A 17,334-nucleotide genomic window follows, 5' to 3' on the forward strand; every position below is an offset into this window, starting at 1 on the left:
GCAGAGTTTTGATTTAGTCCGTTCGCTTTTTTATTTATTTTACATTCCCAGTAAGCTAGTTAAAAATGTACCGCCATAAATTAACGCAAGACTATATAAATAGATAGAAGCAGGTTTTGCTAATAAAATAATCAGAGTAAATTTTTTCACAGACATTTTTGTTAAACCGGCCATTAAACAAAGCGCATCATCCGGTGCAATCGGGAAGAAAATTGCTAAAGCAAACAATCGTTCAAAACGTTTTTCATTGTCTAACCAACCGATATACTTGTTATATGTTTTATCACTGACAAGGCTCATAATGAATGGTTTCCCATAATTACGACCTAATAAGAAAATGATAATAGAGCCAAGTGCAATACCAACGTAATTATAGACGAAGCCCATTGTTGGCCCGAAAATCAAGACCCCTGCAGCACAGCTAACACCACCAGGAATAATCGGAATAACCACTTGAATAATCTGAATTAACATGAAAATAATCGGACCGAGAATGACAGATTGCCCTACTAGTCCTCTTAGTGCATTGATGTCCTTGAAGACACCTAATCGGATAAAATAGATGGTTGCAATTATGGTTGCAACAATGCCCAAAATGGAAATAATATTAACAATTTTTCTAGATAGGGTAACACTCACATTTCTCATCTCCTTTAGTTATACTCATCGTACTTTTAGTATATAACTTTTTATCAATAAAAAACATCGTTTGTTCTTTCTGCAAACGAACAAAGTTGTAAGATACACATCATTTGATAAGTTTATTATACAAAAAAAGAGACAGAAAAGACATCCTACTTAAGACCCATTCTGCACTGATCTTTCGAAAGAGAGTAAAAGAAACGAAAGTGGCGCATCTTTTAGTAATATTATAGAGGGGCAAAGAGTGAAATTAAATTTGCATCCACGTCTTTAATGATTGCGTATCGTTGGCCCCAAGGTGCATTCCAAGGTTCTTTAAAAACAATGTAACCAGCTTGGCTCATTTTTTTCACGGTGTTATCAACTTCTGCGGCCGTTTCACAAAGAAAAGCAAGTTCAATTTTATCGCCTTGTTGGCTAGGCGCAAACCCATAGACACCAGTAATCATTTGTAGTGAATTTAAAGAAATCCTGACGCCATTGTTTTGTAATTCTGTGTAATCGGGCGAAGCTTCTCCCAGCACGTTAAAACCTAGCGTTTGGTAAAAAGAGAGTGCTTGTGTCATATCGTTGACGATAATACCGACCATATCTAACTTCATCCTCATAACCTCCGATCTATGATAAAATAAGTGTAAGGGATTTTTTGGTAAAAACCAAACGATTTATAGCGAAAGTGCTTAAAAAATTAGAATGTAACAGTTTACAACGAAGAATAAGAAGACTATAATTATGTTAACTAGTTTTAGGTGTACCTAAAAGTGAAATGTGTGAACAAGATAGATTGAGGGATGTTGGATGAAAGAAAAGAAAACGGAAAAAATGCTTAATTATGCAAATGGACCTAGTTTAGAAGAGATAAATAATACCGTCGAGGTACCTAAAAACGCTAGCTTTTGGCGAACTTTGCTAGCCTATAGCGGACCTGGCGCTTTAGTGGCTGTTGGTTATATGGATCCAGGAAATTGGATTACGTCAATTGCTGGCGGAGCGGAATATAAGTACACGTTACTTAGTGTGATTTTACTTTCTAGTTTAGTTGCCATGTTACTACAAAGTATGGCTGCGCGCTTAGGAATCGTGACAGGAATGGATTTAGCCCAAGCGACTAGAGAGCATACAAGTAAACGAACGGGCGTTGCCTTGTGGGTGGTGACGGAGTTAGCCATAATGGCAACAGATATCGCTGAGGTAATTGGTGGTGCCGTTGCTTTGCAATTATTATTTGGTTTTCCATTATTAATTGGTGTGTTGATAACAACGTTTGATGTTTTATTACTGTTGCTACTGACAAAGTTAGGCTTTCGCAAAATCGAAGCAATTGTTTCTTGTTTAATTGCAGTTATCTTTTTTGTTTTTGCTTATGAAGTGGCATTAGCAGATCCAAATGTTGGTGAAGTATTACGAGGTTTTATTCCAGACACAAAAATAGCGACAGATAAATCCATGTTATTTTTAGCCTTGGGAATCGTTGGAGCGACAGTCATGCCTCATAACTTATATTTGCATTCTTCCATTGCGCAAGCTCGGAAATTTGATCGTAACGATGATGCTGAGAAAGCCAAAGCAATTCGTTTCACTACTTGGGATTCAAATATTCAATTAACTGTCGCTTTTGTCGTAAATTGTTTGTTGTTAATTTTAGGAGGAGCATTATTTTATGGAACCAACAGTGAATTAGGTAAATTTGTTGATTTATTTGATGCTCTGAAAAATCCAGATATTGTTGGTAATATTGCTAGCCCAGTGTTAAGTATTCTTTTTGCAATTGCTTTACTGGCTTCGGGTCAAAATTCAACGATTACAGGTACGCTGTCAGGACAAATTGTAATGGAAGGCTTCATCCATTTAAAAATGCCGTTGTGGGCACGACGAGTGTTAACTCGTTTGTTAGCAATTGTGCCAGTCATTATCTGTGTCATTATTTATGGCGGTAGCGAAACGGCTGTTGAAGACTTGTTGCTTTATACGCAAGTTTTCCTAAGTATTGCTTTGCCAGTGTCGATTATTCCTTTAACGATGTATACAAGTGATAAAAAATTAATGGGCCAATTTGCGAATCCAGCGTGGGTGAAATTTTTAGCTTGGATTATTGCTATTGCCTTGACGTTATTGAATTTATTTTTAATTTATGGCACATTAACTGGTTTAACGAATTAATAAAAACAAAGGCTGACTAGAAAAGTTGGCCTTTGTTTTTTCATAGAATTTGCGCGTAAGAAATGGTAGAATAGGAAAGATGAAATACAAGGAAGAGAGGCTTTCACGTGACAGATTATTTAAATGTAGGAAAAATTGTGAACACACAAGGAATCAAAGGAGAAGTTCGGGTCATTTCGAAAACGGATTTTCCAGAAGAACGTTATCAAAAAGGGGCAACGTTACTGCTATTTCAAGAGAAAAAAGCACCAATTGAATTGGTCGTGAAGTCCCACCGCAAGCATAAGAATTTTGACATTTTAAGCTTTGAAGGACATCCAAATATCAACGATGTTGAAAAATATCGTGACGGTATTTTAAAGGTTGCAAAAGACAATCTCGCTGAATTGGCAGAGGACGAATTTTATTATCACCAAATCATTGGTGCCACTGTTTATGATGAAACCGGTAGTGAACTGGGAAAAATTAAAGAAATTTTATCTCCTGGTGCGAATGATGTGTGGGTCGTCCAACGACCAAAGAAAAAAGATTTACTTTTACCGTATATTGAAGGCGTTGTTACAAAAGTCGACGTCGAAAATCAACGGATTGATGTGGACATTCCAGAAGGATTGATTGACGATGAGAATTGATGTATTAACTCTTTTTCCTAGAATGTTTGAAGGACCAATGGGGGAATCAATTATTGGGAAAGCTCGGGAAAAGCAGTTATTAGAATTGAATGTCTCTAATTTTCGCGATTTTTCAGATAACAAACACCAAACGGTCGATGATTATCCGTATGGCGGTGGCGCGGGGATGCTTTTAAAAGTACAACCGATCTATGATAACCTAAAGGCAATTGAAGAAGAGACAAACCAGCAACCAAAACGGGTCATCTTATTAGATCCAGCAGGAAAACCGTTTAATCAGAAAATGGCCGAGGAATTTTCACAAGAAGAACATTTAGTTTTTATTTGTGGACATTATGAAGGCTATGATGAGCGAATTCGCACGATGGTTACAGATGAAGTTTCATTGGGGGATTACGTTTTAACAGGGGGCGAATTAGGCGCAATGGTCATGATTGATGCGACAGTCCGTTTATTACCTGATGTCTTAGGTAACAATCTTTCTGCACAAACGGATTCACATTCCACTGGCCTATTAGAGCATCCACAATATACCAGACCTGCTATTTTCAACGATATGGAAGTCCCTGCCGTGCTAACGAATGGTAACCATAAATTAATTGCAGAATGGCAACTAAAAGAATCATTACGACGGACCTTTTTGCGTCGACCTGACATGTTGGAATCAGTAGAAATGACGCCTGAAATGTTGAAGTTATTAGAGGAAATTAAACAAGAAGAGCAAAAATAAGGGAACTTTCAAGAAAATTCTCTTTACAGCTTATTTTGTCTGTGGTAAACTAATTTGGTGAGTGCAATGCGCTCTAACTATTACAATATTCCGCTGTGGCAGAAGTGACCATAAGAATATTTGGGAATAAGGAGAAGGATAAAATGAATCCATTAATTCAAGAATTAACACAAGAACAATTACGTACGGATATTCCTGCGTTCCGCCCTGGTGACACTGTTCGCGTTCATGCGAAAGTAGTCGAAGGTACTCGTGAACGTATCCAGTTATTCGAAGGTGTTGTAATTAAACGCCGTGGTGCTGGAATCAGCGAAACTTACACAGTACGTAAAGTTTCAAATGGTGTTGGTGTGGAACGTACATTCCCATTACACACACCACGTGTTGCTCAAATTGAAGTGGTTCGCTACGGTAAAGTACGTCGTGCAAAACTTTACTACTTACGCGCATTACACGGAAAAGCAGCTCGTATCAAAGAAATCCGTCGTTAATCTTTACTATTCGACAAACGAACACCCTCTTGCTGAGCAAGAGGGTGTTTTTGTGTGTAATTAAGCAGAAAATCAACATTGACTTTTTTTGAAGTCGCATAAGTGTGAAAAGTCCTTGTCTAACAAGGACTTTTTGCTTTTCTCAAGATCAAAATTTTGGACAATGATTCAAAAATTTCCTCAAATTGTCCTAGCTTTTCTCAATTTGATGATTAAGGTGGTCAAAAGAGTGTCAAATAGCAGAGAAAAATTGACGGCAGAAGTCATCCGAAAAATATCAAAATGTTGACCGAATTTTGCAGTTTTGAGCCAAGGCTTGCAAAAAAGAGCGGGCTTTTGAGAAAATACCAAAACAATTACCTTTTACGAAAAAGGGATTGTGTCACACTGTTCCAAATAGTTATTTAGAGGTACATTATGAAAAAGTAGATAGAAGGGGCATTCTGGAAAATATGAACGAGCTTTAATTACTTCTTAAAATTAGTCAATTTATCGAAGAAAATAGCATAAAAACATGTAGTCAATATCAAGAAAAATTAAACGAGTTTCCCAAAGAAGTTCCCAGTGTCTGGTTTATTATTCAAAGATATGGCTCTTGGAATAACTTATTAAGAAAAATTGATAGGAAAGAAAATCAACATTATCAATGGAATCACCATTCAGATGAAGAGCTTATTGACATCGCACGTTCATTTATCGAGAAAGAACAAATACGTTCACAAACTGCTTCATTAAAAGCGAAAGATTTAGTTTTGAAAAAGAATGGTTCCGTTTCACGTTTTTTTGTTCGAATTCTTGACATAGAATCGAAAAAAATCAATTAAAGAAACTGTACCATGAAAGTAAAAAAGAAAGAATCAAAAAAAGCGAAAATGGAACTTGCGTTAGAAGAAGTCTTGTGTGGCTTTCCGAGAAAAACAGCTATTGATTCAATTATAAAGAATAAGATGATTCAAGAAGATACAAGTGAATGCAAAAAAAAAGGAAAGTTCCCAGATTATTAACGATATAGGGAGAAATATAGTGTATTTAAGGAATTTGAGTGACGGTAAATAGTTGATGAATATATACTTTTTTAGTAGAAGAAAACTACTAATAGGAGGTATAATATTGAAAAAGAGAATATGTATTACTACTGGGGTTGCAATGTTATTAGGATTATCACCGATATTAACAACAGGGGCTACAGTATACGCAAATGAAGAGAGTAACTATGTACAAGTAAATTCTACAACAAAAGAGTTAGAGCAACGGATGGAGGCGCTAGCCAATCAATACAAAGGAGTTTCTCTATTTGAAACCGAATTCAATAAAGAAAATATGACTCCTGTTCAATTAGAATTATATAACAAAGTTTTAGATCTACAATATGATATTGCTTTACAAAATGGAAGTACAAATGGGATGTCTAGAGAGCAATATAAACAATATCTATCAAACGCTATGCAAGGTTTTATAATACAACCTAGAAATGCTGGACATGGTTTGATTTCTGTTGACGTCTTAGGAACAGTTTTAGATACTGCGCTTAATGTTGTATTAATTATCGGAGGTTTTGGGTCAGTGTCTGCAATGGTTAAAGCATTGGGTCAAGAAGGTGCAAAGAAATTTGTAAAGAAAGAAATGATTCCAGTAATTATTAAAGAAAGCGAGAAGCTAGGAATAAAAGGCGCGAAAAACTATTTACAAGATAAAGCAGTTGGATTAATTATTAGTGCGATTCTAAGTCCTGGAAAGCAGGCTGCAAAATTATTAGATTCTATTGACAAAATACCCAATAATGGCTACATTGAATTAACTTAATAGAGTTTACGAAAGGATTGAAAAAGATGTACCTTGTAATAGGGTTAATCCTAATAATCTTTATAGTCTCAGTTTTTATCGCTACTATAGGGATTTTGAATGAAAAAATAAAGAATAAATTCTACTTATTTGTTAAATTTTCGTTTAATATTTCTATTGCTTGTATTTTTTTAGGTGGTATATCTTTTCTTTATGCTTACTTTGTTTTTGACGAGTTTAAAAATTTTAAAATTATCTTGATATCCATATTTTTATTTGCAATCTCTTACAAAGGTTATATGGATAAAAAAAATATTTTCCATGAAGATGTATGATACTAGACTTAATTAGTAAGAAGGAGACATATTGATGGTTCAACTAATTTCTATTATTCTTGCGTTTTTGATTATATACACTTTATTTAAAACAAGAGAAACAAGTAGTTCTTCAAGAAAATTAAGAATGTTAGTGTACACTTTTTTTGGGATAATTTTTCTATTAGGTTTAGTAAGTGTCGTACTAGGAACCTATGGGCTGCTGAATTCTTATAACATTAGTGGAAATTGGCGTATAAATATGTCCTCTATTTTAGTTGTGTTGGCTGGATTTTTACTAGTTGTACTTTCTTATGTTGGTATTTCAAAATTTAAAATGAATTGTTAGGTGAATTAAATGAAGAAAGTTATCTCTACCATTTTACTAGTAATCCTTTTTGTGGGATCAGGTTATGTGGTAAACGCTGCTCCTGAAATGAAGAGTTTGGCTAATTTCGAAACGAATGATCAACATTATGATTTACAAGGAATAGAGCATTCTTTTGCTAAAGTGTTGAACTTTAAAACAAATAGAAAAGATATTACAGCAAAAACGATACTAAAATTTGTATATCCAAAAAAGACAGACAAAGAATTTAATAATGCTTCTGTGTCTATTAAAGATTGCATTCGCTATGCCACTTCTATTGGGGTAAATATGGAATGGCTTGATGCAACGAAGAATGAACTTAATTTCAACCAAGTGAAGAGTGAGCTTGATAAAGATCATCCAGTATTACTATGTTATAAACCAAACAAAACCGATTGGATGGAACCTTATTTATTAGCTGTAGCGCATGGATACGTATACGTTGCTCCAGATGGTGAAAATATTAAAGAACCATTTATGAGTACAAGTATCTGGATGTCGAACTATATCTATCCTTCTAGCCTGACTACGTTGACGAATAAAAATAAGTTAACTGTTACGGATTTTTCAGTGAATAATACACCGCAAAAAGATTATACCTTTATAGGTATGATTATTCTTAAGTAAGAGAGGTTGAAAGGACCGTGAAAAAATACATTTTAGGGATAGGCTTGTTTTTAACAAGCCTTTTGTTTGGAATTAATGCTTCAGCAATGGATGGTGATAATACTCCACTGTTCATTCAAACAAAAGAAGTACCTTCAGAATTGAGGATGTATGCACAGCAAGATTGGCAATTTTATTTTGAGAACTTGTCTGTAGTGGAAAATACAGAACCTTTAAGTACAGATGATTTTTATTTGGGGCAGCCATTTACTTTAACTAATGAAACAGATACTCAAACAGCCTATTTTCCTATTATCGATAAAGAATCTGGGCTTATTCATGATTTATTAGAAGTTTCTTTAATGAACAATACGCCATCGCTAACGATTTCTAGTCAGTTTGTTGAGCTGTTAAATAGACTAACACCTACAGCAGAAGGTACCAGCTTTTCTTTGAACCTTGATAGCGAGAGCCACCAACTTCTGTCTGCAGAAGAACCAACTCGTGAACAAGCAGTTGATATTAAGCAATCGGTAGACAACTTTAATAGAAAGAAACGTTCTGTACCTGATGATACGGTTCCAGAGTATAATCGAAATATTATCCCTAATTGGATGATTACAGAAACGCAAGGATTAGAACCATGGTGTGCATTTTATACGTTATCTACAATGATTAATTCGATTGAAGGGAAAGCCATAACCAATGCAAAAACGCTCATCAAAAAAGCTTTTCGTACTGCCTCAGAAGCAGAATTAGTAGATGGGAAGTATATTACAAGTAAACCTTTTGCACATACCGTTCAAACTATGCAAAAGGAATATGGTTATACTTTGGATATAAAAAATAGTCGATTGACACCAGCGGAAGTTCAAACACAAATTGATAAAAAGGCTCCAGTGTATGTTCATTTAGACAACGTTACTCAGAATTATAATCCTGCAAAATCACATGGAGTTACTGTCATCGGTTATATTATAGCCAAAAATAATACGTTAGATTCTTATTACTACTTTTGGAATCCTTGGTGGCAAAAAGTGATGTTAACTAATCAAAAAGATATGAGTAACTGGAAATTAAATGATAATGTTTATTCATGGAAGTATTCTGGTATTAATTTTAGAAAAGAACCAATAAATTATGCAATGAAAGGTAAAATTGCTACTTTATTATCAAGAGCTACTTACTATCAAACTGGAGAAAAAATTCCTACTGATTTAAGAAATAAAGAGTACATTATCAAGGATGTAAAAAGCATTTCACAATCGAGTTCTAAGGTAGCTTATTATTTAGAGGGGATAAATAAGTGGGTATTAGAGCAGGATGTAAAAGAGTTTCCTACGCCACTGCTTAATAAAAAAGTAACTTTATTATCAAAAGCTAGTCAATATCAAACTGGAGAAGCAATTCCAACTAATGTAAGAAATAAACAATATACCGCTCTAAAAGTGAAACCTTTTAGACGCTCTAATTCAAAATTAGCCTATTTTCTTTCAGGAATTAACAAATGGGTATTAGAACAAGACATTCGGTAGTCATGCATGTCAGAAGTAATTCTCAATTTCAAAAGAGTGTGTTTTTAGATAATAAAAATCAGTAAGAAAAATTTTAGTAATGGTTCTCCCCTAAGTAACTGTCTCTATTATATATTTAATTCAGTTTAATGTTTAAAAGGAACTGGCGAAGAACAAAAGAAAACACAATTCTAAGAAGTTTGCGTTCTTTTAAGATGGGATAAACGTTAAATAGGGATTTTGATAGCAAACTATCTTTAATATCGCTATAATTGTAACCAACAAAAAAAGAAAGTAGGGACTTAAACATGGAAATTACTTTTTCTAAAAAATCAAAGTTCTTCTGTTTGGCAATGACGTTACTTATGGCATTGAGTATATTTGCTAGTGCTGGTGCAAGTGTTTATGCTGCTACGAATGAAAATTTAGAAAGACAGCCATTGAATACTGTTGAACAAGAAAAATTCTCTAGAGAATTTGAAAACGATTGAAATTCCATTTTTGATAATGCAGTAATCTATGATGATTTAGGTAACGTCGAATCTTTAAATTTCAATGTTTTATATTGCTAAATATGGTCATGCGGCTGAGTTAACTAAACTTGAAAATCAAGTAAAAGAAGATATTCAACAAACGCGATTTAAACGTGCAGATGCCAAGCAATGTGCTATCACAGCCATCCAAGATACTTTAGGAGTTTCTGCTATACAAGGTCTACTTAGTGGTGGTATTGTAGGTCTTCTACAAAGAAAAGCAGCCGCAGAAGTAGCTAAGTTGGTAGCAAAGTATGCTTTTAAAGGTCTTTTGCCTGCGGCAGCAGCAGCGTCACTAATTTGGAGTTTTGGAAGGTGTATGTGGTTTTAATGAAAAATAAAGATGTGGTTTTAGTGTTATATTCGTTCTTTGTAATATTACTAAGCTCTTGTATTTGGTTTTTAATTAAAGGAGAAGCCTTTCAAAAAGTACTATTAAATTCTTTTGCGATTTCTGTTGTAGGAACCATTATTTTTGTAATAGGACTTTATGTTAGTAAAATAAAAAAATAAATCACAATTAAGGTTCTGGTTGTTATTAATCTATCTCATGAAGCATTAGATGAATTAGTTCTAGAAGTACCTGTTGTACTAGTTAAAAATACTGTTAAATCAAATTTTTTGTTTAAAAGAATCATTAAGTTGGTGCCTAACTATAAAATCAGATCAATTGACTAAAATCCAATAACATTGGGGGATACTCTGTAAATCGTGTGTCGCAGTACGTTAGTCTTGTAATAAATATTAATTAGGAGGGGTTTCTATGAAAAATATTTTACTTTCTATTCTAGGGGTATTATCTATCGTTGTTTCTTTGGCGTTTTCTTCTTATTCTGTCAACGCAGCTTCTAATGAGTGGTCGTGGCCACTGGGCAAACCATATGCGGGAAGATATGAAGAAGGACAACAATTCGGGAACACTGCATTTAACCGAGGAGGTACTTATTTCCATGATGGGTTTGACTTTGGTTCTGCTATTTATGGAAATGGCAGTGTGTATGCTGTGCATGATGGTAAAATTTTATATGCTGGTTGGGATCCTGTAGGTGGAGGCTCATTAGGTGCATTTATTGTACTACAAGCGGGAAACACAAATGTGATTTATCAAGAATTTAGCCGAAATGTTGGAGATATTAAAGTTAGCACTGGACAAACTGTTAAAAAAGGACAGCTGATAGGAAAGTTTACTTCTAGTCATTTACATTTAGGAATGACAAAAAAAGAATGGCGTTCTGCTCATTCTTCTTGGAATAAAGATGATGGCACTTGGTTTAACCCAATTCCTATACTTCAAGGAGGATCTACGCCTACGCCTCCAAATCCAGGACCAAAAAATTTCACAACAAATGTTCGTTACGGATTGCGGGTCCTCGGAGGTTCATGGTTACCAGAAGTAACCAACTTTAACAATACCAATGATGGTTTCGCAGGTTACCCTAATCGTCAACATGATATGCTTTATATAAAGGTAGATAAAGGGCAAATGAAATATCGTGTTCACACGGCTCAAAGCGGATGGTTGCCTTGGGTAAGTAAAGGGGATAAGAGCGATACAGTAAATGGAGCGGCAGGTATGCCTGGACAAGCAATTGATGGTGTTCAGCTAAACTATATAACTCCTAAGGGAGAAAAATTATCACAGGCTTACTATCGTTCACAAACTACGAAACGATCAGGCTGGTTAAAAGTAAGTGCAGATAATGGTTCTATTCCTGGACTAGACAGTTATGCAGGAATCTTTGGAGAACCGTTGGATCGCTTGCAAATAGGTATTTCACAGTCAAATCCATTTTAAATTTAGAAAATGACAGTAGGATTATGCATTTAATAAATTTTAAAGAGGTGAACGAGTATAAATAGAAATACAGTTACTATACTAAAAAAATCGTTTATTCTACCTTTACTTGGCTTATTCTTTATAGTTGGTACCAATGCTTTTGCTTCTGAAGATTACAACTTACTTGGAGTGAAAAATTATGATCAGTATGCCTTAGGAGCGCCTAGTGGGTGTGAGGGGGCTTCACTATTACAAGGCTTACAGTATAAAGGAAAAATTCCTGATTGGGACTTAATCAAATTTTTAAAAACAATTCCTATCTCTCCTAATGGAAATCCTTATGATGGATTTGTAGGTAGTCCTTTTGTTGAAAACTCATGGACTTACTCTGCTATCTATCCTGTGCCTTTAGTAAAATGGGGAAAAGTATATGGAGATGTACAAGATATGTCAGGTCATTCTTTAGATGAATTACTAGAGGAAGTGAAAAATAATAATCCAATTGTTGCTTGGGTGACGATAAAATTTCAACCGGCACGATGGGGAATATGGGATTTTGGTAAAGCGGTAAATAATAATCATGCAGTGACATTAGATGGCTACGATTTAAAAAATGGAACGGTTCACGTATCTGATCCGATTTCCGGTAAATATTGGATCAATAAAAATACCTTTGAAAGTATATATAATGAGAGGAATTTTGCAGTTGTAATTCGTTAAGTCCTATTTTTCAGTACTATATGGGAATAAATGAAAGCACCTTTAAAATTAAAGTCATACGAGAGTGTACAGAAAAGTTTTCCTTTCTGTACACTCTGTTGTTGTATTTTCTTATATGAGTATATTTAGTGTTTATAAAACATAACAAAAAAACAAAGGAGGAAAGTAAAACAAAAAAATCTCTCCAGTTTTTAATATAGTGAAATTAGTTTAATGGTTAAAACAATTGAAGGCAAGTTATTAATACTTATAGGCTCTGCTTTAAACTATTATATTAGATGTCATTAAAACAATTAAGAGATTTAAAAAGACAAAAACAAAAGAACAAACAGCAAAAATATTTTTTTATTTTTAGGTATTATTTCTAAATTTATATAAAGCTTAGTCTCTATAAACAGTTACCTTAGCTTAGTTTTTTAGTTCAATGCATTTTTATATTCATTTGTAGATAAAAGTTAGATTTCTATATAAATGTACTTTGTAAAATATATTTTCAAGCAAGAGAAATTGAGGAGGAACCAAAATGGATTATGTAATACTTATTGGCAGTATTATTGCAGCGATTGGCTTGATTCTTTTAATGATGACAACAAGATTTGTTTGGGGGGGGGAATTGGGGTTATCCTTACCGTACCACGAATAAACCTTTAGCAATTATTGGCTGGCTATTAATAATTATCGGAGTAGTGATAGTTCTTGTTAAAGCTAAATTGAATGGACAATTAGTATAAGTATGAAAAAGAACAAAAAAGGCTAAACTTATACAATACTTCGGTTACAAATATTATAATAGTACGTACAAAATCGTCACCACCTATGTACTAACTCCTGCAGAAGTTGTAACAAAAAGATGCACTTGGAAATGAGGTATAGGGTAGTTATTCGTATAAGTATTCTGCCGACTTTGTAAAGTAAAATGGAGAACATCAGAAAATAAATTGGGAAGTTTCAGGTAAAGTTCCACAACCATTTGAAGCTAAGTCTTACATAAAAGCAGAGATAAGTAATAAAAGAGTGAATTATACTGTTTAAGTTTCTCAAACTAACGTGCCAAATAAAGTAGATACTAAACAAGTAAAATATACTAAGAATAGAGGACAAATTCATCCGTCGATGAACTTGCCCTCTATTCTTAGTGACTTTAAAAGTGTTATTCCCAATCCATTTCACCGATTACAACTTTAGCACTCATTTCAAGGTTTCCTTCTGGTAATTTTGGATAATAGTTTTTCATTTTAGTGATAATTTCACTGCTTACTTTGCTCTCTTTCTCAGCTGTAATAAATTTTTCAATATACTCTTTCGTAAATTTAATATTTTGGGGCATAAATTGGTTTCCAGCTTCAAAATGACCAGGAATAACTGTTCTTAGTGATAAGGATTCTAATTCACTTAAATCATTTATCCATTGTAATTGACTGTCAATAGATTTAGTGTCAGCCATAAATAAGTGGCTACCAGTAGAAACTAAAATACCGCCTACCAATAGTTGATCGTTTTTATTATAAAGTGTTTGTTTTTTTATATCATTACCAAAGATTTCAAACTCTACGTCTTCTAAATTAATTGATTCCTTTATTTCATTTGGAATAATAATTTTGTCTGGTGCGTTCTCCTTTAATGTATCTGCCCATACGGATAATTTTGATTTATAAGTGTCTTTAATCCGTGAAATCGTAGAAGCTGTGGCTACTACATTTGCTTTAGGAAAAGATTTTTTTATTTGATTTGTTCCAAAGTAATAATCAGGATCACTATATGAAATATAAATTGTTTCAATATCAATATTGTTTGACTTTACAAGTTGGACAATTTTATCTGCGTCCTTTTTTGAAAATTGCGTATCTACTAAAAGTCCCTTACCGTTTTTTTCGATAATTGTTGCAGTAGAGCCAAACACGGGATCAGGATTCATTATTAAATAAGTAGCATCGATACCTTGTATTTTTTTGTACATTATATTTTCCTCCTAATTAGAAGTCTTAGTGCTTATGCTACTGTTATTATCTTTTCTCATATTATAATTTGAGCAAGAAGATAATAACAAAGAAGTAAGTCCAATAGAGAATAAAAGCAATCCTATTTTTTTCATAAAAAACCTCTTTCTTTTTCCTGATATTAATGTAACTGATTAAGTTACATTTGAATTATATTTAATTTTACTGTTTTGGTCAAGCAAAAAAGGCATGAAATAAAAATTGTTATTAGTGAAGTACACACATCAGCATATATTGAATTTTTTGTTGTACAAATTTATTTAGTTAACAATTATCAAGAAAGCAAATGCTTACAGATTGAATCCATTAGCATTTGGTAAATATAAGTAAGTACTCAAGTTGGGAAGGTGATTTATTTATATATAAGAATATGTAAATAAAGATATTGACAAATTAAAAAAAGGTTGATAAGATATCGTTGTTAAAACGTAATCATTACGATTTGTATTTTTTATCTGTAATGCACAATTGCGTGTTACGGTTTATTAGTGTATCAATAGTATGTTTTAAATATTCAAATCTGATTACAAATTAGGAAAGTATTTTAGAAACGTTTATAATTTAGGAGGTAATAAATATGGCTGTACCAGCGAGAAGAACATCGAAATCAAAAAAAAGATTGCGTCGAACACATGGAAAATTAATAAAACCTGAAATTTCGTTTGATGAGAATCTTGGTGATTATCGTAAAAGTCATCATGTATCTTTAAAAGGCTATTATGGTGGAAAAAAAGTGATGGATAAAAAATAGGAGGTAATAGTATTGAAGAAAATGAATATTATTTATCCGCCACTTGTGGAACAGAGCTTTAAATTTTATCAAGATTATGAACAAGAAAGATATGATAAGTCTGAATTATACAGAATAATGGTTATGAAGAATATTATTAATGAAAATGGCACTCCAACAGAAGAGGCTCTTAAAAAAGGATTAGTTAAAGACTTTTATGAAGAATATGATTTATCTTTTGAAGAATTTTTAAAATTGTACCCATTTTTTAAAAATTATGACCCTGATTATTTCCGGAAAATAGATGGTTTTTGGGAAGTTCCTGTTTGTTTAAAAGAAGAATTAATATTATTACTGAATGACAAAGATTGTGACTATGATGTACGGATTCAAATTCAACAATTTCTTGAAGAAAGGTGAGTAAAGACAAGATGTTCAGAAACAAATGGAAAAACAGTTCACTAATTCTTAATAAAAATGTATAGAAAGGGTCTGATGAAAAAAGGAGACATAATAGTTATTATCTTTTTAATAGCTATCTCTTTTTCTCCATATTTTATTTTTTTTCATAATAAGCCATTTAACTCCAAAAGTTTTGACGACACTAAATATGCTGTGGTCAAGATAGATGGGAAAGAGATTGAGCGTATAAATTTAGATGATTCAAAAGAATTTATCAAAACATATTATCCATCAAAAGGGCAATATAATACTATAGAAGTTAAAAATGGGCACGTTCGTGTAAAAAAAGATAATAGTCCAGATCAAATTGCGGTGAAAACAGGATGGATATCAGAACCAGGGCAAACTAGTATCTGTATTCCTCACAGATTCATTTTAGAAATTGTTCAACAATATTCTAAGGATTATTATATTTACTAAAATCCTTTTTTAGCATGTATGCTAAAAAAGGATTTGTTGGATTTATTTTAAAAAAGTAATTAAAGAAGAAAATCAAGTGAGTAAAATTATTATTCAGAATTTATAAAGCGTATAGTGAAGAAGTTGTTATAGATATGAAACAGAAAATAACTCCTAATTTTCCTACTTACGTCCTTTGATAACTAAATAAAAATTTATCAGGCCTTTCCGTGAGGAGTATGTTTTAGTTACGCCAAGACAAAAAAATAACTTCGAATGAATATATTTCTAAAACAACTTAACTATCAACTAACGCCAAGATTCGTAAACGCATTAATGATGCTTCCATAAGGCTCGCCATTATAAGCAGAAAATCAACATTGGCTAAGACCAGAAATACTTCCTTTAGTGCTCCGAGTTGCTCTAATATAAGACACCAAATTGATAACCGTTTGCTTGATAAAACTCTATTAATTGTGGCAATGCTTGTTTTGTTAATTCCTTATCTACTGAATCATGCATTAAGACTACTCTAATATTATAATCCGGATAAACCTCAAGTGAATGTTGATGGAAAGCGAGCATTTCTGCGACTGTAGTAGGCTGTCTGTCTAACGGCTCCGCATCCCCAACCATCGCATTCCAGTCAATCCAATGGATGCCAAGTTGTTTGAATAATTCATCAGATTTTTCTGTACCTCCCCATGACATATGACCTCCTGGGTATCGCCAGAGAGTTGTTTGAAATGTTTCGCCCAATATTTTTTTAAGAGAGTTCTCCATGGTTGCTATTTCAGCTTGTATTTCTTTAGTGTTGACAATCCCGTTTGGATATAACGTTGCATAATCATGAGTTGAACTATGAAAGCCTATTGAATGTCCTTCTGCAACTTCGCGTTTCACTATCTTTTGATTTTCGGAAGTTAGGGTATTTCCTACAAGAAAAAAAGTTGCGTGGACGTTATACTTTTTTAATGTATCTAGGACTTGTGGGGTTATTTGATTATTAACGCCATCATCAAAGGTTAAGAATACTAATTTTTCACCTTTGTAAGGTTCTTCTCCAGTTATATATTTTCTGATTTTGTCTGCTGAGTAAGCATATTTTTTTGATGAAATAGTCATGTGTGTTGATTCCTTTTCTAACTTGGTCGGGGAATCTTTTTTTGCAGTTGAATTTTTAGTCGATGTCTGCGTAGTATCATCATTTTTACTTGTTATCTTGGGTTGAGTTAATAGGAACGTTTGAATGAAAACAAGAACAATGAGGATTAACGCACTAAATAATACATACCCGTTTATTTTGAATTTCCTTTTCTTATGTCGCATACTTTCACTCCTCTTTGGTTAATGAAAAAGTCAAAAAATACACCTCCACGTTATACAAAATTGAACGTCCTATTAGTTATAGACGAATTTGAGGACCAAAAAGTTTCAATTTTTTCAATTTAGTTAGTTGTTTATTTAATAAAAAA

General features: G+C 33.2%; 19 protein-coding genes. 15 read left to right on the forward strand and 4 right to left on the reverse strand.

Annotated features, from left to right (window positions below; translation table 11 throughout):
- Positions 1 to 39: 39 nt before the first annotated feature.
- Together IGL80_RS06105 and IGL80_RS06110 are read right to left on the reverse strand one after the other, a co-directional pair.
- A complete protein-coding gene (locus IGL80_RS06105; protein WP_002357169.1) occupies positions 40 to 639 on the reverse strand; it encodes a TVP38/TMEM64 family protein in 600 nt (199 codons plus the stop codon).
- A 230-nt stretch (positions 640 to 869) separates the two neighbouring features.
- Positions 870 to 1,244 (reverse strand): VOC family protein, encoded by a 375-nt coding sequence (locus IGL80_RS06110; protein WP_002381774.1) that lies wholly within the window; start codon positions 1,242 to 1,244, stop codon positions 870 to 872.
- Positions 1,245 to 1,440: 196 nt separating this feature from the next.
- Between IGL80_RS06110 and IGL80_RS06115 the strand changes: the two genes are divergently transcribed.
- The 12 genes from IGL80_RS06115 (at position 1,441) to IGL80_RS06170 (ending at position 12,271) form a co-directional block, all read left to right on the forward strand.
- Positions 1,441 to 2,802 carry an Nramp family divalent metal transporter gene (locus IGL80_RS06115; RefSeq protein ID WP_002360069.1) on the forward strand — a complete coding sequence of 454 codons (1,362 nt, stop codon included), beginning with the start codon at positions 1,441 to 1,443 and terminating at the stop codon, positions 2,800 to 2,802.
- A 107-nt stretch (positions 2,803 to 2,909) separates the two neighbouring features.
- Positions 2,910 to 3,434 carry a ribosome maturation factor RimM gene (gene rimM / locus IGL80_RS06120; RefSeq protein ID WP_002360070.1) on the forward strand — a complete coding sequence of 175 codons (525 nt, stop codon included), beginning with the start codon at positions 2,910 to 2,912 and terminating at the stop codon, positions 3,432 to 3,434.
- Positions 3,424 to 4,164, forward strand: a complete 741-nt coding sequence (gene trmD, locus IGL80_RS06125; RefSeq protein WP_002381776.1) for a tRNA (guanosine(37)-N1)-methyltransferase TrmD — start codon at positions 3,424 to 3,426, stop codon at positions 4,162 to 4,164. Before rimM ends, trmD begins: the two co-directional genes overlap by 11 nt.
- 143 nt (positions 4,165 to 4,307) lie before the next feature.
- On the forward strand, positions 4,308 to 4,655 hold the full coding sequence (gene rplS / locus IGL80_RS06130; protein WP_002357176.1) for a 50S ribosomal protein L19: 348 nt from the start codon (positions 4,308 to 4,310) through the stop codon (positions 4,653 to 4,655).
- A gap of 836 nt (positions 4,656 to 5,491) precedes the next feature.
- Positions 5,492 to 5,659 (forward strand): hypothetical protein, encoded by a 168-nt coding sequence (locus IGL80_RS06135; RefSeq protein ID WP_016622362.1) that lies wholly within the window; start codon positions 5,492 to 5,494, stop codon positions 5,657 to 5,659.
- A 106-nt stretch (positions 5,660 to 5,765) separates the two neighbouring features.
- Positions 5,766 to 6,458 (forward strand): hypothetical protein, encoded by a 693-nt coding sequence (locus IGL80_RS06140; RefSeq protein ID WP_002391270.1) that lies wholly within the window; start codon positions 5,766 to 5,768, stop codon positions 6,456 to 6,458.
- Positions 6,459 to 7,109: 651 nt separating this feature from the next.
- Entirely contained in the window at positions 7,110 to 7,748 is a 639-nt protein-coding gene (locus IGL80_RS06145) for a C47 family peptidase (RefSeq protein WP_002371966.1), read from the forward strand.
- Between the two features lie 17 nt (positions 7,749 to 7,765).
- A complete protein-coding gene (locus IGL80_RS06150; protein WP_002371964.1) occupies positions 7,766 to 9,262 on the forward strand; it encodes a C47 family peptidase in 1,497 nt (498 codons plus the stop codon).
- A gap of 287 nt (positions 9,263 to 9,549) precedes the next feature.
- Positions 9,550 to 9,732 carry a hypothetical protein gene (locus IGL80_RS06155; RefSeq protein ID WP_002371963.1) on the forward strand — a complete coding sequence of 61 codons (183 nt, stop codon included), beginning with the start codon at positions 9,550 to 9,552 and terminating at the stop codon, positions 9,730 to 9,732.
- A 64-nt stretch (positions 9,733 to 9,796) separates the two neighbouring features.
- The gene (locus tag IGL80_RS06160) at positions 9,797 to 10,105 is read left to right on the forward strand and encodes a hypothetical protein (RefSeq protein WP_085366445.1); all 309 of its coding nucleotides are present in this window, start codon (positions 9,797 to 9,799) and stop codon (positions 10,103 to 10,105) included.
- Positions 10,106 to 10,537: 432 nt separating this feature from the next.
- The gene (locus tag IGL80_RS06165) at positions 10,538 to 11,569 is read left to right on the forward strand and encodes a M23 family metallopeptidase (RefSeq protein ID WP_002391269.1); all 1,032 of its coding nucleotides are present in this window, start codon (positions 10,538 to 10,540) and stop codon (positions 11,567 to 11,569) included.
- Positions 11,570 to 11,740: 171 nt separating this feature from the next.
- Positions 11,741 to 12,271, forward strand: coding sequence for a C39 family peptidase (locus IGL80_RS06170; protein WP_002371960.1), 531 nt, complete (start codon positions 11,741 to 11,743; stop codon positions 12,269 to 12,271).
- A gap of 1,150 nt (positions 12,272 to 13,421) precedes the next feature.
- On the opposite strand, the gene IGL80_RS06175 is transcribed toward IGL80_RS06170, so the two are convergent.
- A complete protein-coding gene (locus IGL80_RS06175) occupies positions 13,422 to 14,228 on the reverse strand; it encodes an MBL fold hydrolase (protein ID WP_085366441.1) in 807 nt (268 codons plus the stop codon).
- Positions 14,229 to 14,845: 617 nt separating this feature from the next.
- Between IGL80_RS06175 and rpmF the strand changes: the two genes are divergently transcribed.
- The 3 genes from rpmF to IGL80_RS06190 are packed head-to-tail and all read left to right on the forward strand — an operon-like array spanning position 14,846 to position 15,880.
- Positions 14,846 to 15,019 carry a 50S ribosomal protein L32 gene (gene rpmF, locus IGL80_RS06180; RefSeq protein WP_002371955.1) on the forward strand — a complete coding sequence of 58 codons (174 nt, stop codon included), beginning with the start codon at positions 14,846 to 14,848 and terminating at the stop codon, positions 15,017 to 15,019.
- A 21-nt stretch (positions 15,020 to 15,040) separates the two neighbouring features.
- Positions 15,041 to 15,418 (forward strand): hypothetical protein, encoded by a 378-nt coding sequence (locus IGL80_RS06185; protein WP_002394546.1) that lies wholly within the window; start codon positions 15,041 to 15,043, stop codon positions 15,416 to 15,418.
- Positions 15,419 to 15,475: 57 nt separating this feature from the next.
- Positions 15,476 to 15,880 carry a NusG domain II-containing protein gene (locus tag IGL80_RS06190; protein ID WP_002371952.1) on the forward strand — a complete coding sequence of 135 codons (405 nt, stop codon included), beginning with the start codon at positions 15,476 to 15,478 and terminating at the stop codon, positions 15,878 to 15,880.
- Positions 15,881 to 16,282: 402 nt separating this feature from the next.
- Here IGL80_RS06190 and IGL80_RS06195 read toward each other — a convergent pair whose 3' ends face one another.
- A complete protein-coding gene (locus tag IGL80_RS06195; protein ID WP_002369233.1) occupies positions 16,283 to 17,188 on the reverse strand; it encodes a polysaccharide deacetylase family protein in 906 nt (301 codons plus the stop codon).
- Positions 17,189 to 17,334 lie beyond the last annotated feature (146 nt).

Source organism: Enterococcus sp. DIV2467a, assembly GCF_050532945.1.
Classification (GTDB): Bacteria; Bacillota; Bacilli; order Lactobacillales; family Enterococcaceae; genus Enterococcus; species Enterococcus faecalis.